Source organism: Micromonospora sp. NPDC005252 (assembly GCF_042872475.1).
Lineage (GTDB): Bacteria > Actinomycetota > Actinomycetes > Mycobacteriales > Micromonosporaceae > Micromonospora.
The window spans coordinates 185,781-204,122 of record NZ_JBIAKN010000009.1; the positions used below are offsets into that span (position 1 = coordinate 185,781).

Genomic DNA, 18,342 nt, shown 5'->3' on the forward strand with positions numbered 1-18,342 from the left:
GCTGGTGAGCTAAGCTGGCGATCGTGACCGACACTCCGGACGCCGTCGACCGGCACGTCGAGCGGTGGCTGCCCGTGGTGCCCGACCTCGACGCGGACGTCGAGGGCACGGTGGTGCGGATGATCCGCCTGACCCGGCACCTGCGGGCGGTCAAGGAACGGGCCCTGGCCGACTTCGACCTGCCCGCGCACGAGTACGACACCCTGCACGCCCTGGCCGGCCGGCGCGGCCGGGCGGCTCCCTCGGACCTCGCCGCGGACCTGTCCGTGGCACCCGCCTCGATCACCGCGCGCGTCGACACCCTGCTCCGACGGGGCTTCGTGCGCCGGATACCGTCCACCGTGGACCGCCGTCGGGTGGACGTGGAGCTCACCGACGCGGGCGAGGCCGCCTGGCGCGCGGCGATGGAGGTCCAGGGCGCCGAGGAGCACCGGCTGCTCGGCGCGCTGACCCCGGCCGAACGGCGACTGCTCTCCGACCTGCTGCGCCGGGTGCTGCGCGTCGCCGAGCAACCGTAGCCGCGTCCTACTCCTCTGGCTCCCAGGCGATCAGCTGGTCGAAGACGCGCCGGTCGCCCTCGACCTGCAGCGAGTCCATCTGAATGCGGCCGTAGCAGAACATGACCAGCTCACTGGCCGTACCCCGGGCCGAGACATAGGCCGTCCCCGGGCCCGCGTCGGCGACCGGTGCGACGAGCCGGGCGGTCCGTGCCCCGTCGGCGGAGAACCAGATCCGCCAGGAACGGCCCTCGGTGGCGTGATAGTCGACGATTGCGGGCTCGTGCGGCCACGTGGCCGTCGTCGCGACGCAGGTGGTCAGGAACTCGTCGACACCGTCGAGGGCCACCTCGTCCGGTAGCGGCTGCGAGGCGTCCACGGCGACCTGGGCGTCATAGGTGTGCACGGCGACCTGCTGAAGCTGGTGCCGGGCAACGGCACCGGCGGTCTGCGGCGCCTGCGATGAACCCCACCACGTCCAGCAACCACGATCCGGGCCGGCTTCCCGCAACGCGGCCAGCAGCTCCGCCGTCGACGCGGCGAACCAGGCCAGCAGGGCCTCGCGCTCGCGGGGCGGCGCCGGGGTGGAGATGGCCGGCGGGGCGTCGGCGGGCCCCGCGGCCACGATCGCCGCCCACCTGAAGCGTCCCTCGCCCAGGTGCTGCACCAGGTCGAACAGCGTCCACTCGGGACAGGTCGGCACCCGTACGTCGAGGCTGGGCGCCGCGGCGACCGCCGCCCGGAAGGCGGTGGACCGCTCGTCCATCAGCCGCAACAGGTCGGCGAACTCCAGGGTCTCTTTCACCGCGGCTTTGTACCACCGCCCCTCGACAACCGACAGCGGTTTTCCGCGCCCCCGACGGCGAGGCCACCCGGAAATCCGTTGCCCGGCGGCCACGGGTTGACCATGCTGACGGGCATGGATCAGTGACCAGTGGCGCACGTGCGCGATGAGGACGGGTTCGAGTCACCTCCCCGTCTGCCCTCCGCGCCGAGACGCCGGCAACCCGCCACTGGATCCGGGAGGCCCCCAGTGCCTCCTGCCGAGAGCTTGGAATCGCCGAAACCATGAATGGTTCCCGCCGTATCCGTGTGCCAGCCTTCGCCCGCACGGATACTCCTGCCGTCGAATTCGACGCTTCAGTCGTCTTCTCGCCCCCACCGCTGCCACGCACCCCGCGCGGCGCCTGCGGGGTTCACTTCGCCGCGGTGAACCCGTCGCCAGGATCAATCCCACAGCTGACCGCTGAACCGATCTTCCTCAACCTCGAGGTGCGGACCAGCAGGCCGGCGACAGCTGGCGTGGGCGCGTACTCGGAAAATCGCCTGGCGGCGCTCGTACGCCGATGGGAGGGTGACCGGCATGACTGCGCACGCTCTGGCCGGGGCCCTGGCCGACGACGGACGGCGACGGGTCTTCGCGGCGGTCGCGTTGGGATCGACAAGCGTGGCCGAGGTCGTGCAGCGCTCCGGCTTGGCGGCGCGGGTCGTGCTCACCGGGCTCCAGCGGCTCGCCGACGCGGGTCTGGTCACCGGCGCTGACGGCGCGCTCGCGGTCGACGAGGCGTCGCTGCGGGCGGCGGCGCGCGACAGCCGCCCGGCCGACGACGCCGCGCCGGCCGACGATCCGGTGCTGCGCACGTTCCTGCGCGGCGGCGTCCTGACGGGCATGCCGGCGCAGCTCGGGCGGCGACGGGTGCTGCTGGCACACGTCGCCCGGCAGTCGTTCGAGCCGGGCACGCGCTATCCGGAGCGGGCCGTCGACGACGCGCTCAAACCGTGGTGCGCCGCCGGCGCGTCGGACCACGCCACCCTGCGCCGCTACCTGGTGGACGAGCGGTTGCTCACCCGTGAGCAGGGCGTCTACCAGCTGACGGAGGCCGAAAATCCGTTGACCGGGCAGTGACGATCGACGGGTGACCGCGACCGTTCGACCCTCCTGGGTGACCTCCACCGTCCGTCCCGACCATCCGGACGCAACAGTCCTGCTGCGCGAGTACATGACCGAGATGGTGGTGCGCTACCACCGCCGCCCGGCCCGACCCGGCGAGGTCGACGCGGCGCTGGCCGAGATGCCCAGCGACGACCTGGCGTACCCCGGTGGTCTGCTCCTGCTCGCCCACCGCGGCACGGACCTGGCCGGTTGCGCCGGGCTGCGGTGGCGTCCGGACTGTGCCGAGCTGACCCGCGTGTACGTCCGGCCCGCGCACCGGGGCGCCGGTGGGGGCGCGGCGCTGCTGGCCGCCGTCGAGCAGCGGGCGCGGGCGGTCGGGGCGGACCGGATCCGGCTCGACACCCGATCCGACCTGGTCGAGGCCCGCGCCCTGTACGCCCGGCACGGCTACGCCGAGATCCCCGCGTACACGCACGGCCCGTACGCCGAGCACTGGTTCGAGAAGCAGTTGACGTCCGTCGCGGAAGGCGCTAAATAAGAAGAGGAAGTTGAGTCACCACGGCTCAACTCATCACCTTCGGCCAGGAGAACCGAGGAGGCACAGCGATGTTGATGCGTACCGACCCGTTCCGCGAGATCGACCGGCTCGCCGAGCAGTTCTTCGGTACGGCAGCCCGTCCCGCGATGATGCACCTGGACGCCTACCGCGACGGGGACCACTTCTACGCGGCGTTCGACCTGCCGGGCGTCGACCCGGACACCATCGACTGCACCGTCGAGCGCAACGTGCTCACCGTCCGCGCCGAGCGCCGCCGGCCCACCGGCGACGGTGTCGAGCTGGTCGCCGCCGAACGCCCGATGGGCACCTTCACCCGACGGCTGTTCCTGGGCGACACCCTGGACACCGACCGGCTGGAGGCCGGTTACGAGAACGGGGTGCTGACGCTGCGCATCCCCGTCGCCGAGCGGGCCAAGCCCCGTCGGGTGACCATCAGCGCCAACGGCGACGCACGTCGACAGATCAACGCCTGACCGCGACGGCCTCGACGGCCGGCACCCGCCCCGAGGCGCCGGCCGTCGGCGCGTCGCCGGGCTCCCGCTCCCCGGCGGGCGCGTCGCCGCGCTTCGGCTCTGCGGCGGGCGCGTCGCGCCGCTCGGCGGGCGCGTCGCCGGGCGGTGGGTAGAGGGCGGCGAGCGCGTGGGCGGTGCCGGCGAGTAGCTCCCGCAGCTCGGGCGGGGCGAGCACCTCCACCTGCGCGCCGAGCTTGAGCATTTCGACGCAGCCGTGGCGGACCGACTCGATCGGCACGGTCGTCGTGACCCAGCCGTCCGCGTCCGGCGCACCGGCGTGGTCCTGCGCCGCGCGGCTCATCGCTGGTGGGAGCAGGTGCGTCGTGCGCGCCAGCGCCGCCACGGTCATCCGCACCCGGGCCTCGGCGCGGTAGACGCCCCGCTCGTAGCGCTCGGCGTGCTCCTGCCAGCAACCCGCCAGGTCGAACCCGTCCGGCCGCTCGGCGGGTTCGTCCAGCACGGTCAACTCCAGGATCGCGCCCACCCGGTAGGTGCGCACCTGCCCGGACGCGGCGGCGACCAGGTACCAGCGGCCCGCCTTGAGCACCACGCCGAGCGGGTCGAGGGTCCGGGTCACCTCCCGGGGCGCCTGCCACCGCCGGTAGCGCACCCGGACCCGACGGTCCTCCCACACCGCTGTGGCCAGCGCGGCCAGGTGGGGTGTGGGCTCGGGTTCGCGAAACCAGCTCGGCGCGTCCAGGTGGAACCGCTGCCGGATCCGGCCGCCGGGGTCGGCGAGGTCCGCCGGCAGCGCGGCGCGCAGCTTCAGCTCCGCCCTGGCCAGCACCGAGCCCAGGCCCAGCTCGGCGGCCGGGCCGGGCACACCGGCCAGGAACAACGCCTCGGCCTCACCGGCGGTCAGGCCGGTGAGCCGGGTGCGGTAGCCGTCGAGCAGGCGGTAACCGCCGGCCGGGCCACGCTCGGCGTACACCGGCACACCGGCGGCCCCCAGCGACTCCACGTCGCGATACACCGTGCGAACCGACACCTCCAGGGCGTCGGCCAGCTCGGCGGCGGTCATCCGCCCCCGGGCCTGCAGGAGCAGCAGCAGGGAGACCAGCCGGCTGGCACGCACCGTGCGACCGTAGCCGACACCGTCCGCGCCGCCGCGCGGGCCGGCGTCGGCGCGCCTGCGTGGCAATCCCATCCGCTGCTGAGAACCTTTTTCACATGGTGTCCTCCGACGCTCCCGTGCTCGCCCGCCCGACCGCCCGACCGGCCCTGCCGAGCGGACCGGTCGACGTCACCGAGGCGTGGCTGCGCAACCGCCGGCTGTCCGAGCACACCCGCGACGCCTACCGGCGCGACGTCACCGCGTGGCTCAGCTGGTGCGCCGGGCACGACCTGGATCCGCTGCGGGCCAGCTTCCTGCACGTCAACGAGTACGCCCGCGCGCTGGAGTCCACTCTCGTCGTCCGCAGCGGCCGACCGTTGACCCCGGCGACCGTGGCGCGGCGGCTGTCGGCGCTGTCCAGCTGGTACGACTTCCTCGTCAAGCTCGGCGGCGTGCCGGCCAACCCGGTCTCCGGCGCGGACCGGCCCCGCGTCGACCGGGACCACTCCGCCACCGTCGGGCTCACCCCGGAGGAGGTGGACGCGCTGCTCACCGCCGCCGACGCGGAGACCGGCCCGACGGCGGCCCGCAACCGGGCGACGATCGCGCTCCTGGCCGATCTGGGCCTGCGGGTCGGGGAGCTGGTCTCGCTGGACCTGACCGATCTCGGCACCGAACGCGGGCACCGCAGCGTGCGCTTCGTCGGCAAGGGCGGCAAGCAGCGCCGCCGCGCCCTCACCCCGGGCACCGCGTACGCGGTGGACGCGTACCTGGCGCAGCGGGCTGCCACCACCGGCGTGCCGGTGACCCACCTGACCGGGCCCCTGCTGGTCACCGCCAGCGGCGCCCGGCTCGACCGGCACTCGGTGTTCCGGATGGTCCGCCGACTCGCCCGCGCCGCGGGCATCCCGGCCTGGGCGCGGCTGTCCCCGCACTCGCTGCGACACGCGTTCGCCACCACCGCCCGCTCCGAGGGTGTTCCCCTCGAAGATGTGCAGGACGCCATGGGCCACGCCGACCCGCGTACCACCCGCCGCTACGACCGGGACCGGCACAACCTCGACCGCGACCCGGCGTACGCGGTGTGGGCCGCCCGGTCCCGTCGCCGCGGCTGACTGTCCCACCCCCGGCCTACGGTCGGCGGATGAGACACGGTCTGGAGATCCCCTGCGGTGGCGGCGCCGTCGCGGTGTCCACCCTGGTCGAGCTGGGTGAGCTGGCCGAGAACGCCGGATGGGACGGGGTGTTCCTGGAGGATTACCTGATCCACCACTGCGGCGACGACCCGTTCACCTACGACCCGTGGTTGGTGCTCACCGCGATCGCCGGGCGCACCGACCGGGTGCGGCTGGGCACCACGGTCACAGCGCTGCCCCGCCGCCGTCCGGCGAAGCTGGCCCGCGAGGTGCTGACCCTCGACCACCTGAGCGCGGGCCGGGCCACCGTGGCGGTCGGTGTCGGCGACCCCGGCGACCGTGGCCTGGCCGCGTTCGGCGAGCCGACCGAGGTGGCCGTGCGCGCCGCGATGCTCGACGAGGGTCTCGACCTGCTGACCGGCCTGCTCAGTGGTGAGCGGGTCGACCACCGGGGCGCCCACTACCGCGCCGACCGGGTGGCGCTGCGGCCACCGCCCGTGCAGTCGCCCCGGGTGCCGGTCTGGGTCGGCGGCAGCACCCAGGCCGGGGCGGTGCGACGCCGCGCGGCCCGCGCCGACGGCATCGTGCCGTACAAGCTCACCGACACCGACGGCTGGGCCGACTTCACCCCCGACGAGGTCCGCGACCTGGTAGCGGCCATGCCACCGACCAGGGCCGACGGCCAGCCGTTCGACGTGGCGATCGGCGGGCGACGCCGCCGCCCGGACGAGCGCGCCGAACGGGCCTACCTCCGCGAGCTGGCCGCCGCCGGGGCCACCTGGTGGCTGGAGTACGTCCCGGTCGGCGACCCGGCGGCGATGCGCGCCGCGGTGGCCCGAGGTCCGCTGCGCTGAGCGTCCCTCCCGCGCCCGCAGGTCAGCCCTGCGGGCGGGGGCAGATGCAGAACGGCTGCCCGATGGGGTCGAGGAGCACCACCCACCGGTCGCCGCCGGGTTGGAACTCCGGCTTCGAGGCGCCGGCGGCGACGAACTCCTTCTCGGCCACGGCCAGGTCGTCGACGTAGAGGTCCAGGTGGTAGCGCTTCTGCCCGGCCGGGTCCGGCCAGGACGGCGGCTGGTAGCCCTCGACCAGGCCGAAGCCGATGGACGCGCCACCGCCGCTGATCATCGCGTACTCGGCTTGGCTGTGGGTGATCTCCCAGCCCAACGCCCGGTGGTAGAAGGCGGCGTGCGCGGCCGGGTCGGAGCTGTCCAGGTTGACCATCGCGAGGTCGGCGGTTGTCGTCATGCGGGCAGTCTGCACCGGTGTACCTGCCAACCGATGTCAGGTACGTCGGGCGTTTCTCGACGCCGACGACGCCCGGGTTCACGGCGCGCCGAGTGGCCACACCGTCACCCGCGAGGCGCTCTCGCGGCAGGCCAGGCCACTGCCGGCCCGCCGGCAGTCGGTCACCCCCGCCGGGAGCGGTCCGCGCACCCGGTTCGGCGGCGCTGCGGACCTCGCTGACCGCCACCGCCGCCTCGCCGACCGCGTACACCCGCTCGGGTCGCCGCCACAGCGCCGCGCCGGTGCGCATCGACCGGGCGGTCGTCGCCACGGCCTGACGCACCTGATCGCGCTCGGTGAACAGCAGCACGTCACCGGCGGCCTCGGCGGACCACCCGGCGGCGGGCGGCACGGCGACCCGCCAGCGCGGGGCGCGGTACGGCGCCGCCACGTCGTACGCGCTCAGCGTCGGCGGGTCCACGACCAGCAGCAGCGGGCCCGCGCCCAGCAGTGTCGCGTCGCCGGACACCGGCGGCCCCACCCGCGCCGACAGGCGTACGGGAGCGGCGGCGCCGCCGAGCAGCGCGCACGCCGCCAGCAGCAGCGCCACCCGCCACCGCCGCGACGGCGCGCCCGACGCCCGACGGTGGGCCGGGAAAGCGCCCCGGTCAGGACGTCCACCGGCCGTCACCCCCGCTCGTGTCGACCGGTCAGCAGAGCAGCTCCAGGTGGTGGTGGGCGTCCTCGGCGATGTCCTCCTGCCGCAGCCACCGCCGCGCCCACAGCCGGGCGGCCAGCTCCGCCTGCTCGTCACCCCACGCGGCGTGCTCCACGAGCAGGGCGGCGGTCAGCGCGTACGCCAGGCGCAGCGCCAGGCCACGGGCGCCCGCGAGCACCGCCGCCGCGCCCGGCTCGGCCGTCACCGCCGCGATGGTGTCGCGCAGCTGCCCGGCGGCCGCGGCGAGGGTGTCGGCCAGCGCGGGCGACAGTGGCCGGGCCAGGTCGACGGCGGCGGTCAGCCGGCTCAGCAGCGGCGTCCCGGCGTCCTCCCGGGTCAGCGCGCGCAGCACGTCCAGGGCCAGCACGTTGGTGGTGCCCTCCCAGATCGGCAGCACCTGCGCATCGCGCAGCAGCCGGGGAACACCGGTGTCCTCCACGTAGCCGGCGCCGCCGAAGCTCTCCACGTACTCGCTGGCGGAGCTGACGGCGAGCCGACCGGTGGCGAGCTTCGCCAGCGGCGCCACGATGCGCAGCTCGGCGGCGGCCTCCGGGTCGGCGCCGACCTCGACCCGCCCGAGCAGCGCGAACGCGTGCCCCGCGAGGGCGAACGCGCCCGCCGCGTCGACCGCGAGGGTGCCCAGCGTCGCGCGGTGCAGCGGCGAGGACGCCAACGCGCCGCCCGCGACGTGCCGCGCGTCGGCGAACGCGCGGGCGTACGCGAGCCCGCGTCGCATCCCGCCGGCCGCGGCGGCGGCGTTGTGCACCCGGGTCACCACGACCAGGGTCATCGCCCGGACCAGGCCGGGCACCGCCGGGTCGCCCAACGGCAGGGCGTACGCGTCGCGCAGCCCGATCTCGGCGGTCGGCAGCGCCCGGGTGCCGAGCTTGTCCTTGAGCCGGTGCACGGTGACCCCGGGGGCGGGCGCGTCCGGCGCCGCGCCGGTGGCCAGCGGCGAGTCGACCGCGTAGCGGGGTACGAGGAACGGGGCGAGCACCCGGCTGCCCCGCCCGGCGCCCTCGGGGCGGGCCAGCGCCACCGCCATCGCCGCGTCGGCTGCGGAGCAGAACCACTTCTCCCCGGTCAGCCGCCACGAACCGTCGGCGGCGGGACGGCCGACGGTGCCGGAGCGGCCCAGGTCGGAGCCGCCCTGCGACTCGGTCATCCACTGGCCGCTGGTGATCGCCGTGGCCGGGTCGGTGGAGATCAGCCGGGGCAGCCACGCGTCACGGACACCCGCGTCGACGTCGGGGAGGCTGAGCAGCGCCGCCGCCCCGTCGGCCATCGCCACCGGGCAGGAGAACGTCGCCGACTCCGGCCCGTACAGGTGCAGCAGCGCGTGTTGCACGACCCGTGCGGCGGCGCCCCAGGTGCCGCGCGCGTCGGGCAGGTAGGGCAGCGCCACCACGGCGTGCCGGGCGGCGGCGGCCCGCTGCGCCTGCCAGCCGGCGGACGTGTCGATCCGGTCGATCCGCGCGCCCCACGGGTCGTAGCGGACCAGCGTCGGCGGGTGCGCCTCGGCGTCGGCGTGCGCCGCGCGCAGCGGCCCGGTGACCTCGGCGGCCAGCTCGGCGAGGCGACCCTTGGCGGCCGCGTGTCCGGCCGGGCCGAGGTGACGCTCCAGCCAGGACCGCAGCAGGGCGTCTACGGCGTACGGGTCGGCGGGGGGTGGTACCGGCTGCACGAAGCGGCTCATCGATCGACTCCTGGCGCTGCTGGGGGTGTGCGCCGACGGTAGACGATGCGTCGCCGCCGCGAACAGGGCCTCGGGCACACCCGATTTCCCGCTTGTCCTGCCTCACCGCGATGACGTTCTCTACGGTCGGTAGTCGTGGGTGCCGGCCAGTCGTGGAGCCGACCGGCCCGGCGGCACCGCCCGATGCGCACCGGGCTGGCCTTCGCCGGGTTCGGCATGGCGCTGTGCTGCGTCGGGGTGGCCGGGCTGGGGGCGTGGAACCTGCAGACGGTGCGGCAGGCATCCGGCCCGATCCGGGAGACCGCCGACGGTTTCCTCAGCGAGGTGGCCCTCGGCGACAGCGACCAGGCGTACGAGCGGCTCTGCGCGGACGCGCGTACCCGGTGGAGCGCGATCGGGTTCACCAGCTGGGTGCGGACGCCACCGATGGTGACCGACTACGAGATCACCGACGTGTCGGTGGCCACCAAGGGCGGTCGTCCCCGTGGCACGGTGACGGTGCGCTTGACCCGCGACGGCGGCATCAGTGAGGAACGCCGCCTGCCGGTGGTCCGTGAGAACGGCGACTGGCGGGTGTGCGGTGACCCGTTCTGAGCCGCCGGCCGTCGACCTGGTGACCAACTGGCTGCAACCGGATCAGGGCCCGGTGCGGGCGATGCTGATCGGGGTGACGCTGGGCAGCCTGCTGTTGTCGGCGGCGATCCCGCAGGCGTTCGCCGGGACCGGCCTGCTCTTCGCGGTGGTCTACGCGGGCGTGCAGGTGGGCCGGACCATGTTCGCGTTGTGGGCGACGCAGGGCAGTCCGTGGCTGGTCGACGGGTTTCAGAAGTCGCTGCCGTGGATCGGCGCCACGTCGGTGCTCGTGGTGGTCGGCGGCCTGGTGGACACGCCGGCCCGGGAGGTGGTGTGGGCAGCGGTGATCGTGCTGGAGGTGGTTGTCCTGTCGATCGGCTACCCGCTGCCGGGTCGGGAGCGCAGCCGCCCCGAGCGGTGGATGGTGGAGGGTGGGCACCTGGCCGAACGCAGCGCGGCGTTCGTCCTGATCGCGCTCGGCGAGTCGATCCTGGTCACCGGCAGCACCCTCACGTCGCACGTGGACCTGGTGACGTCGGGGGCGTTCCTGAGGGCCTCAGTCGCGGGGGCCGAGGTCGCCGCTGCGGTAGTGCCGGCGGCAGAGCACCTGGTAGCGCACGTCGGCGGTGTCGACGGTGTCGCCGATGACGACCTGCGCGCCCTCGCGCACGACCCGGCCGTCGACGACGCGGGCGTTGAGCAGCCCCTCCCGGCCGCACCAGCAGAGCACCTCGACCTGGATGCGGGCCACCTCGTCGGCCAGCTCGAACAGGCGCTGCGCGGCGGGGAACAGGCAGGACCGGAAGTCGGTGGCGAGGCCGAACGCGAACACGTCCACGTCGTAGCTGTCGACCAGCTCGGCCATCTGCTCGACGTGTTCGACTGTGTAGAAGCAGGCCTCGTCGCAGATCAGGTAGTCGACGCGGACCCCGTCGGCCCAGCGGCCGCGCACCAGCGCCCGCAGGTCCAGGTCGTCGGTGACCTCGATGGCCTCGTGGGCCAGGCCGATGCGGGTGGTGACCTGGGGGCCCAGCGACCGGTCGATGCGGGTGGTGACCAGCCCACGGCGACCCTGCCGGGCGTGGTTGTAGTTCATCTGCAACGCCATGGTGGACTTGCCGCAGTCCATCGGCCCCCAGAAGAACTTCAACGCCGCGGCGTGCACCGGCCGCCCGTCGAGCCCGCGCGCGGCCGCGCAGCCCGCCGGAGCGTGCGGCTGGCCGGGGAACGGGTGAGCCAGGCAGGTCGGGGCGGCAGCGGCGTCGTCGGTCACGGTCGGGCAGCCTAGCTGATCGACCGCCCCTGATCCGTCGGGTGCGGGATGCGTGCTCAGAGCACCCGAGGTGGCGTGTTGCCGGCGGCGACGATGGCCCGACGGATCGGCACGGCGGCCAGGAGCAGGAACCCGACCACGAAGAAGATCAGCAGTGAGACCAGGCCCACGCGGTAGGAGGCGGTGAGTTGGAACACGAGGCCGAACGCGAGCGGGCCGAGCCAGCTGGTGCCCTTGTCGCTGATCTCGTAGAAGCCGTAGTACTCGCCCTCCTTGCCGGCCGGGATGAGCTGGCTGAACAGCGAACGGCTCAGCGCCTGGCTGCCGCCGAGGACCAGGCCGATGGCCGCGCCGAGGATCATGAACGGCACCGGCGCCTCGGCGGGCAGCCGGAACGCGCCGAGGATCACACCGGTCCACAGCACCAGGCTGAGCAGCACGGTCTTCCACGCGCCGATGCGCCGGGCCAGCGCGCCGAGGCTCAACGCCCCTCCGAAGGCGAGGAACTGCACCAGCAGGATGGTGATGATCAGGGTGCTCTGCTCCAGGCGCAGCTCCTCGGTGCCGTACTGGCTGGCCAGGGTGATGACGGTCTGGATGCCGTCGTTGTAGACCAGGAACGCGAGCAGGAAGAACAACGTCAGCGGGTACGCCTTGACCTCGCGCAGGGTGCGGCCGAGCTGCCGGAACCCGTCGGTGAGCACGTTGCCGCGCGCCGCGAGGGCCGCCGCGCTGGGGCGTTCGCGCAGCCAGCGCAGCGGCACCAGCGTGAACGCCGCCCACCACACCCCGGCCGACACGATCGACCAGCGGGCCAGGTCCAGGGTGCGCTGCGGGTTGTCGTCCTCGCTGAGCAGGGTGACCGCGACCAGGTTGAGCGCCAGCAGCAGGCCACCGCCGAGGTAGCCCAGCGCCCAGCCGCGGCTGGAGATGCCGTCGCGTTCGTCGGGGCCGCCGAGCTGCGGCAGGAACGAGTTGTAGACCACGATGGCCGCGCCGAAGGAGATGTTGGCGATCAGGAACAGCGCCCCGCCGAGCAGGTAGCGGTCGCCGGTGACGAAGGCCATCGCGATGGTCGCGCCGGCGCCGGTGAACGCGGCCCCGCCGAGCAGCCGCTTCTTGTGCGCCGACCGGTCGGCGATCGCCCCGATGACGGGCAGCACGAACACGGTGAGGAACACCGACAGCGAGATCAGGTACGGGTAGTAGGACCCGGCCGCCACCCGGATGCCCAGCGGGTGCACGTACCCGTCGCAGGTGTCGGCGCCCAGCTCGCAGCCGGCGGCCAGCTCGGCGACGGTGGTGATGAACGGTCCCAGGAACACGGTGATCACCGTGGTCTGGAACGCCGAGTTGGCCCAGTCGTAGATGTACCAGCCGCGCCGCTCCCGGCGGGTGCTCGCCGGAGGCGGGGTGTCGTCCACCGTGGGGGTCACGGTCTCGGCCATCGGGGGTCCTTCGACGCTCAGGCGGCCCAGTGGCCGCGGCTGCGGTAGACGTCGCGCAGCACGCCGACGTGATCGGTCATGATGCCATCCACGCCACGATCCAGTAACTCGTGCATCTGGGCGGGTTCGTCGATCGTCCAGACGTGCACCTGCAGGCCGAGTCGGTGGCAGTAGTCGAGGAACCGGCGGTCCACCACCGGCATCCGCCCGTAGCGCGGCGGCACCTGCGCGGCGACCACCGACTGCGGCAGCCGCAGCGGGCGCCCGTGCAGGGAGGCGAGCCGCAGCCGGGCCACCCCGCGCATGCCGAGGCTGGTGGCGACGCGTCCCTCGGTCAGCGCCCGCAGCCGGGTCAGTCGGGCGTCGCTGAACGAGGCGAGCAGCACCCGGCCGGCGGCGCCGACCCGGGTCACGGTCGCGACCGTCGGCGCGACGCCGCCGTCGGCCTTCACGTCGATGTTGAATCGGACCTGCGGCCAGGCGCTGAGCACCTCGTCGAGCCGGGGTACGACGGCGGCGCCGCCGACGCGTACCGAGGCGAGGTCGGCCCAGCTCATCTCGGCGATGCGTCCCGCCTCGCCGGTGAGCCGCGCGAGCGTCGGGTCGTGGAAGATCACCGCGACGCCGTCGGCGGTGGCGTGCACGTCGGTCTCCACGTACCGGTAGCCGAGCCCGATGGCCCGGGCGAACGCCTCGGTGGTGTTCTCGTCGCCGTCGGCCGCGCCGCCACGGTGGGCGAACGCCAGCGGCGCGGGCGCGTCCAGGTAGCCGAATCGGTTCAGCACGGGACGCAGTATGCCTGCCGCTGGTGGACCCCCGGTGGCCTGCCGGCAACATTCGTCGCACGGCGGCGAGGGTCAGGCCAGCCAGCCGCCGGTCAGCCGGGCCACCGCGGCGCCGTCGAGGTCGGCGAGCTTGACGGCGGCGAACTGCCGGGCCCCGTCGGAGGTCTGCACCCGCACCGGCGGCGTCGGGTCCATCAGCGTCGCCACCACGACCGCCGCGGCGTCGGCGGAGGACTGCGCGGCGGCGAACGCCTGCCCGGTGCGGGCCAGGTACGCGCGCAGAGCCGGCCCGTACACCCCGGCGGCGTCGCTGGCGGCGTCGGGATCGATGCCGATGCTGGAGACGAACTCGCTGGCCACCGCGCCCGGCTCGACGACGGTGACCCGCACCCCGGTGGTCGCGGCGAGCGGGGCGAGCGATTCCATGTACCCCTCGACGGCGAATTTCGCCGCGCAGTACGCCTCGTTGAACGGCTGCCCGACGATCCCGCCGACGCTGGAGATGGTGATCAGGCGGCCCCGGCTGGCCCGCAGGTGGGCCAGGGCGGCGCGGCTGACGTGCAGCACGCCGAAGAAGTTGACCTCCATGACGGCCCGGACGTCGTCGACGCTGTCGACTTCCAGGGTGCCGACGTGCCCGGCGCCGGCGTTGTTGACGACCGCGTCGAGCCGGCCGTAGGTGTCGACCACCTCGTCGACGCAGGCGCTCACCGAGTCGGGGTCGGTGACGTCGAGGCGGCGTACGTCGATCAGGTCGGCGACGCCCGCGGTGTCGGCGGCGGCGCGCAGCCGCTCGGCGCGGCCGAGGTCGCGCATGGTGGCCACCGTCCGCCAGCCGGCGCGGGCGCAGCCGAGCGCGATCTCCAGGCCGATGCCGGAGGACGTGCCGGTGATCAGCACGGTCTGCTCGCTCATGATCTCCTGCCCTTCGTGCCAGGGCGGCTGGCGCGAACGGAAGCCGGTCCCCGCCGGCCGCCCCCGTACGCACCCAACCCGCGGTGAACGTCACCGCATGTTACGGCCGGGACTGGTGTCCGGTGCCCGTTCGGCTCGGTTCAGCGCCATGCACCGCGTATCCGCCGGCGAGGATCGGGTACCGGGGCCGCTGGGGGTTGCCCGGGGGCAGGTCGGTCTCGGGGTCGAGGCAGTGCGTGGGTGGCGGCTCGTCCCCGTTCTGCGCCTGCGCGTCGACGATCACATCCGGCAGCCTCCCGCCGTCGATGATCTTCACGTAGTAGCCGTGGTTCCGTACCGCGCCTTCGCCCTCGGGCACGATCGCGGTCAACAGGGCGACGTTTCCGGTGACCCGCAGACAGGTCACGTCGGCCCGTCCCTGCCGCGACCACCACGGCCGCCACCACCCCCAACGCCGCCACACGTGAACCAGACATGACCATTCCTCCTCGGTCGGTTGCTCGGTTGACGCGTTCCAGCATCAGCGCGGGCCGAGGCGACCTCATCCCTCCACCGAGCCAGCCTGCTCCCTCGGCCAAGGGACGGACGCCGGCGGTGATCGACTCGGTTTCCTTGAAGGCGGGGCGTCCGAGGCACGGCAAGCCCCGGTTTGCCGAAAGCCGGGTCGACCTCGGCGTCGGCGGCGGCCGCTAGCTCGACCGGCGGTGGGCGCGGCTGGGGTCGCTCGGGCGGCCTGGGTCGACGTGGCGGGGCAGGTCGGGTTCGTCGGGGCGCAGCGGGGCGAGGGTGTCGGTGAGCGCGTCGATGATCCGGCGGGTGGCCCGGCGGGCGGCGCCGGGGTTGGCGGCGTTCGCCTCGCCCAGGTCGACGGGCGGCCCGAAGTGCACCCGGATCACCGGGCGGCGCCACAGCGCGCGGGCGATGCCGCGCAGCATCCCCTTCGGCGCCCGGTAGGGCAGCACCTCGTGCGCGCCCCACTGGGCGACCGGGATGACGGGGGCGCCGCAGGCCAGGGCGAGTCGGGCCACGCCGGTCTTGCCGCGTTCGGGCCACATGCCGGGGTCCAGGCCGATGCGTCCCTCGGGGTAGATGAGGATCACCGAGCCCGCCGCGACGGCGGTGGCGGCGTCGTCGAGGGCCCGGTGCACGGCGCTGGTGCCCCGGTCGACCCGGATGTGTCCGGCGTGGCGCATGGCGGGTCCGAGCACCGGGGCGCGGAACAGCCCGGCGGTCGCCATGATCCGCGGGGCGATGCCGCGGGTCTGGCAGGCGGCGATCATCACCGCGGGGTCGAACGGGCTGATGTGGTTGGCGGCCAGCACGAGCGGGCCGCGGCGCAGGTGCGCGGGGACGTCGCCGGTGACCTCGAGGCGGGCGAGCAGACCGACCAGGACGCGGGCCAGCACGAGGGCGGCGCGCCAGATCAGTGGTGGCTGCCAGGTCGTCGTGTTCATCAGCGCGCCATCCTCGCATGAGGTGGCGGGGCCGCGAGGGCGAGTGGCCCGAGTGATCAGGGTCATTGGTCCCGGGGCGGTTCGGGCCGCCCGGCCCTGCCGCATTCTCTACGACGAGCAGTAGTATTTACTACGTCTCGTAGTACGCATAGCTGGGGGTAACAGGTGGACGCGTTGGACGTCGCCCGGTGGCAGTTCGGTGTCACGACCGTCTACCACTTTCTCTTCGTGCCGCTGACCATCGGCCTGTCCGTGCTGGTGGCCATCCTGCAGACGATGTGGCACCGCACCGGCAACGAGCGCTACCTCAAGCTCACCAAGTTCTACGGCAAGCTCTTCCTGATCAACTTCGCCATGGGCGTGGTCACCGGCATCGTGCAGGAGTTCCAGTTCGGCATGAACTGGAGCGACTACTCCCGCTTCGTCGGCGACATCTTCGGCGCGCCCCTGGCCATCGAGGCGCTTGTCGCGTTCTTCCTCGAATCCACCTTCATCGGCCTGTGGATCTTCGGCTGGGACCGGCTGCCCAAGCGGGCGCACCTGGCCAGCATCTGGGCCGCCGCGATCGGCACCAACCTGTCCGCGTACTTCATCCTCGCGGCCAACTCGTTCATGCAGAACCCGGTCGGCTTCCGGATCAACCCGGACAGCGGGCGTGCCGAGCTGACCGACTTCCCGGCCGTGCTGACCAACAAGGTCGCCCTGATCACCTTCCCGCACACCCTGGCCGGCTCGTTCCTGGTCGCCGGGTCGCTGATCGTCGCGGTCGGCCTGTTCCACGTCATCCGCAACCGCGACTCCGCCGACGCCGGCGCGTACCGCTTCGCCACGAAGTTCGGCTCCTGGGTGGTCCTGGTCGCCTCCGCCGCCGTGCTGTTCACCGGTGACATCCAGGGCAAGATCATGACTGACGTGCAGCCGATGAAGATGGCCGCCGCCGAGGGCCTCTACACCACCGAGAGCCCCGCCTCGTTCTCCGTGCTCACCATCGGCAGCCTCGACGGCAGCCGCGAGGTGTTCGCCCTCAAGATCCCGTACCTGCTGTCGTACCTGGGCACCGGTGACCCGCACGGCACCGTGCACGGCATCAACGACCTGCAGGCCCAGTACGCCACCCAGTACGGCGCGGGCAGCTACACCCCGATCATCCCGGTCACCTACTGGAGCTTCCGCTTCATGATCGCCTTCGGGATGGCGGCCGCCGCGATCGCCCTGCTGGTCCTCTGGAGCCAGCGCAAGGGCCGCACCCCGCGCAGCAAATGGCTGCTGCGCGCCGGGCTGGCCATGCCGGTGCTGCCGCTGCTGGCCAACTCCTTCGGCTGGATTTTCACCGAGATGGGTCGTCAGCCGTGGATCGTCTTCGGCGAGATGCTCACCCGCAACGGCGTGTCCCGCAGCGTCTCGCTGGCCGAGGTGCTCACCTCGTTCACCGCTTTCACGCTGATCTACGCCACCCTCGCCGTGATCGAGGTCAAGCTGCTGCTGCGCTACGCCAGGGCCGGCGTGCCCGACGTCAGCGACGAGCACCCCATCGACGACACCACTGACGACGCCGAGCGCCCGCTCGCCTTCGCCTACTGATCCCCGGAGCCCATCGTGGACCTGACCACCATCTGGTTTCTCCTCGTCGCCGTGCTGTTCACCGGCTACTTCATCCTGGAGGGCTTCGACTTCGGCGTCGGCATGCTGCTGCCCGTGCTCGGCCGCGACGACCGGGAACGCCGCGTCCTGATCAACACCATCGGCCCGGTCTGGGACGGCAACGAGGTCTGGCTGATCACCGCCGGCGGCGCCATGTTCGCCGCGTTCCCCGAGTGGTACGCCACCCTGTTCTCCGGGTTCTACCTGCCGTTGCTGCTGATCCTGCTGGCCCTGATCGCCCGCGGGGTGGCCTTCGAGTACCGGCACAAGCGTCCCGAGGCGTCCTGGAAGCGCCGCTGGGACGCCGCGATCGTGGTCGGCTCGCTGCTGCCGGCGATCCTGTGGGGCGTCGCCTTCGCCAACATCCTGCGCGGCGTGCCGCTGGACGCCGACCACGAGTACGTCGGCGGCCTGCTGGACCTGCTCAACCCGTACGCCCTGCTCGGAGGCGCGACCACCCTCGCGCTGTTCCTCACCCACGGCGCGGTGTTCCTCGCCCTGAAGACCACCGGCGACATCCGCGAGCGCGCGGGCGCCCTCGCGGTGCGCCTGGGTGTCGGCGCCGCCGTGCTCGCGGTCGGGTTCCTGACCTGGACGTTGAGCATCCGCTCCAGCGCGGCCGCCGTCGTGCTCGCCGTCGGCGCGGCCCTCGCCCTGCTCGGTGGCCTCGCCGCCGCCAAGGTACGCCGGGAGGGCTGGGCGTTCACCGGCACCGCCGTGGCGATCGGCCTGGCCGTGGCGACCCTGTTCGCGGCGCTGTTCCCGAACGTGCTGCCCTCCACCCTGGACGCGGCCGGCACGCTGACGGCCACCAACGCCGCCTCCACCCCGTACACCCTGAAGATCATGACCTGGGTGGCGGTGATCTTCACGCCGGTGGTGCTTGCCTACCAGGGGTGGACGTACTGGGTGTTCCGCAAGCGCATCGGCGTGGCCAACATCCCGCAGCACTGACCGGCG

The 18,342-nt window shown here is 73.5% G+C and carries 19 protein-coding genes and 1 pseudogene; 10 read left to right on the top strand and 10 right to left on the bottom strand.

From position 1 onward, the window contains the following. The first annotated feature begins 23 nt into the window (after nt 1-23). The gene (locus tag ACFYPH_RS24090) at nt 24-518 is read left to right on the top strand and encodes a MarR family transcriptional regulator (RefSeq protein WP_354855268.1); all 495 of its coding nucleotides are present in this window, start codon (nt 24-26) and stop codon (nt 516-518) included. A gap of 7 nt (nt 519-525) precedes the next feature. Here the strand turns inward: ACFYPH_RS24090 and ACFYPH_RS24095 are convergent, their stop codons facing one another. Next, nucleotides 526-1,302, bottom strand: coding sequence for a maleylpyruvate isomerase family mycothiol-dependent enzyme (locus ACFYPH_RS24095; protein ID WP_355067579.1), 777 nt, complete (start codon nt 1,300-1,302; stop codon nt 526-528). 558 nt (nt 1,303-1,860) lie between these two features. On the opposite strand from ACFYPH_RS24095, the gene ACFYPH_RS24100 reads away from it, so the two are divergent. The 3 genes from ACFYPH_RS24100 to ACFYPH_RS24110 all read left to right on the top strand — a co-directional run bounded on the left by ACFYPH_RS24100 (nt 1,861) and on the right by ACFYPH_RS24110 (nt 3,423). Next, complete coding sequence (locus ACFYPH_RS24100) at nt 1,861-2,403, top strand: DUF2087 domain-containing protein (protein ID WP_387184763.1); 543 nt, start codon at nt 1,861-1,863, stop codon at nt 2,401-2,403. A 10-nt stretch (nt 2,404-2,413) separates the two neighbouring features. Next, nucleotides 2,414-2,929, top strand: a complete 516-nt coding sequence (locus tag ACFYPH_RS24105; RefSeq protein WP_355138835.1) for a GNAT family N-acetyltransferase — start codon at nt 2,414-2,416, stop codon at nt 2,927-2,929. A gap of 68 nt (nt 2,930-2,997) precedes the next feature. Further along, complete coding sequence (locus ACFYPH_RS24110) at nt 2,998-3,423, top strand: Hsp20/alpha crystallin family protein (RefSeq protein WP_354855272.1); 426 nt, start codon at nt 2,998-3,000, stop codon at nt 3,421-3,423. Here the strand turns inward: ACFYPH_RS24110 and ACFYPH_RS24115 are convergent. Beyond that, nucleotides 3,413-4,537 carry a helix-turn-helix transcriptional regulator gene (locus ACFYPH_RS24115; RefSeq protein ID WP_387184772.1) on the bottom strand — a complete coding sequence of 375 codons (1,125 nt, stop codon included), beginning with the start codon at nt 4,535-4,537 and terminating at the stop codon, nt 3,413-3,415. The genes ACFYPH_RS24110 and ACFYPH_RS24115 overlap by 11 nt on opposite strands. 95 nt (nt 4,538-4,632) lie before the next feature. Between ACFYPH_RS24115 and ACFYPH_RS24120 the strand changes: the two genes are divergently transcribed. Continuing rightward, nucleotides 4,633-5,631 (top strand): tyrosine-type recombinase/integrase, encoded by a 999-nt coding sequence (locus ACFYPH_RS24120; RefSeq protein ID WP_354855274.1) that lies wholly within the window; start codon nt 4,633-4,635, stop codon nt 5,629-5,631. A gap of 29 nt (nt 5,632-5,660) precedes the next feature. Next, complete coding sequence (locus ACFYPH_RS24125) at nt 5,661-6,506, top strand: LLM class flavin-dependent oxidoreductase (protein ID WP_387184776.1); 846 nt, start codon at nt 5,661-5,663, stop codon at nt 6,504-6,506. A gap of 22 nt (nt 6,507-6,528) precedes the next feature. On the opposite strand, the gene ACFYPH_RS24130 is transcribed toward ACFYPH_RS24125, so the two are convergent. Together ACFYPH_RS24130 and ACFYPH_RS24135 are read right to left on the bottom strand one after the other, a co-directional pair. Then, nucleotides 6,529-6,900: a VOC family protein gene (locus tag ACFYPH_RS24130; RefSeq protein ID WP_354855276.1), complete on the bottom strand. Its 372-nt coding sequence runs from the start codon at nt 6,898-6,900 to the stop codon at nt 6,529-6,531. A gap of 689 nt (nt 6,901-7,589) precedes the next feature. Then, nucleotides 7,590-9,293, bottom strand: a complete 1,704-nt coding sequence (locus ACFYPH_RS24135) for an acyl-CoA dehydrogenase family protein (protein ID WP_387184780.1) — start codon at nt 9,291-9,293, stop codon at nt 7,590-7,592. Nucleotides 9,294-9,428: 135 nt separating this feature from the next. Here ACFYPH_RS24135 and ACFYPH_RS24140 point away from each other — a divergent pair, with 135 nt between their 5' ends. Further along, nucleotides 9,429-9,887, top strand: a complete 459-nt coding sequence (locus ACFYPH_RS24140; RefSeq protein ID WP_387184783.1) for a hypothetical protein — start codon at nt 9,429-9,431, stop codon at nt 9,885-9,887. Nucleotides 9,888-9,948: 61 nt separating this feature from the next. Continuing rightward, nucleotides 9,949-10,371, top strand: a pseudogene (locus ACFYPH_RS24145) (low temperature requirement protein A); the annotation flags it as partial. Nucleotides 10,372-10,422: 51 nt separating this feature from the next. Here ACFYPH_RS24145 and ACFYPH_RS24150 read toward each other — a convergent pair. The 6 genes from ACFYPH_RS24150 to ACFYPH_RS24175 form a co-directional block, all read right to left on the bottom strand. Then, entirely contained in the window at nt 10,423-11,139 is a 717-nt protein-coding gene (locus tag ACFYPH_RS24150; protein WP_139587755.1) for a thymidine kinase, read from the bottom strand. A 56-nt stretch (nt 11,140-11,195) separates the two neighbouring features. Further along, nucleotides 11,196-12,587 (bottom strand): MFS transporter, encoded by a 1,392-nt coding sequence (locus ACFYPH_RS24155; protein ID WP_354855280.1) that lies wholly within the window; start codon nt 12,585-12,587, stop codon nt 11,196-11,198. 17 nt (nt 12,588-12,604) lie between these two features. Next, on the bottom strand, nt 12,605-13,372 hold the full coding sequence (locus ACFYPH_RS24160; RefSeq protein ID WP_354855281.1) for a glycerophosphodiester phosphodiesterase: 768 nt from the start codon (nt 13,370-13,372) through the stop codon (nt 12,605-12,607). A gap of 72 nt (nt 13,373-13,444) precedes the next feature. Next, nucleotides 13,445-14,287 (bottom strand): SDR family NAD(P)-dependent oxidoreductase, encoded by an 843-nt coding sequence (locus ACFYPH_RS24165; RefSeq protein ID WP_387184788.1) that lies wholly within the window; start codon nt 14,285-14,287, stop codon nt 13,445-13,447. Nucleotides 14,288-14,387: 100 nt separating this feature from the next. Beyond that, complete coding sequence (locus tag ACFYPH_RS24170; protein WP_354855283.1) at nt 14,388-14,693, bottom strand: hypothetical protein; 306 nt, start codon at nt 14,691-14,693, stop codon at nt 14,388-14,390. Between the two features lie 283 nt (nt 14,694-14,976). Further along, a complete protein-coding gene (locus ACFYPH_RS24175) occupies nt 14,977-15,741 on the bottom strand; it encodes a lysophospholipid acyltransferase family protein (RefSeq protein ID WP_387184791.1) in 765 nt (254 codons plus the stop codon). Nucleotides 15,742-15,906: 165 nt separating this feature from the next. Here ACFYPH_RS24175 and ACFYPH_RS24180 point away from each other — a divergent pair, with 165 nt between their 5' ends. After that, on the top strand, nt 15,907-17,322 hold the full coding sequence (locus ACFYPH_RS24180) for a cytochrome ubiquinol oxidase subunit I (RefSeq protein WP_355068051.1): 1,416 nt from the start codon (nt 15,907-15,909) through the stop codon (nt 17,320-17,322). A 15-nt stretch (nt 17,323-17,337) separates the two neighbouring features. Further along, nucleotides 17,338-18,336, top strand: a complete 999-nt coding sequence (gene cydB, locus ACFYPH_RS24185; protein ID WP_387184794.1) for a cytochrome d ubiquinol oxidase subunit II — start codon at nt 17,338-17,340, stop codon at nt 18,334-18,336. Nucleotides 18,337-18,342 lie beyond the last annotated feature (6 nt).

Coding starts and splice junctions, on each gene's coding strand:
- ACFYPH_RS24100 (WP_387184763.1), top strand. CDS start 1,861: ATGACTGCGCACGCTCTGGCCGGGGCCCTGGCCGACGACGGACGGCGA.
- ACFYPH_RS24110 (WP_354855272.1), top strand. CDS start 2,998: ATGTTGATGCGTACCGACCCGTTCCGCGAGATCGACCGGCTCGCCGAG.
- ACFYPH_RS24120 (WP_354855274.1), top strand. CDS start 4,633: ATGGTGTCCTCCGACGCTCCCGTGCTCGCCCGCCCGACCGCCCGACCG.
- ACFYPH_RS24125 (WP_387184776.1), top strand. CDS start 5,661: ATGAGACACGGTCTGGAGATCCCCTGCGGTGGCGGCGCCGTCGCGGTG.
- ACFYPH_RS24130 (WP_354855276.1), bottom strand. CDS start 6,900: ATGACGACAACCGCCGACCTCGCGATGGTCAACCTGGACAGCTCCGAC.
- ACFYPH_RS24135 (WP_387184780.1), bottom strand. CDS start 9,293: ATGAGCCGCTTCGTGCAGCCGGTACCACCCCCCGCCGACCCGTACGCC.
- ACFYPH_RS24155 (WP_354855280.1), bottom strand. CDS start 12,587: ATGGCCGAGACCGTGACCCCCACGGTGGACGACACCCCGCCTCCGGCG.
- ACFYPH_RS24165 (WP_387184788.1), bottom strand. CDS start 14,287: ATGAGCGAGCAGACCGTGCTGATCACCGGCACGTCCTCCGGCATCGGC.
- ACFYPH_RS24175 (WP_387184791.1), bottom strand. CDS start 15,741: ATGAACACGACGACCTGGCAGCCACCACTGATCTGGCGCGCCGCCCTC.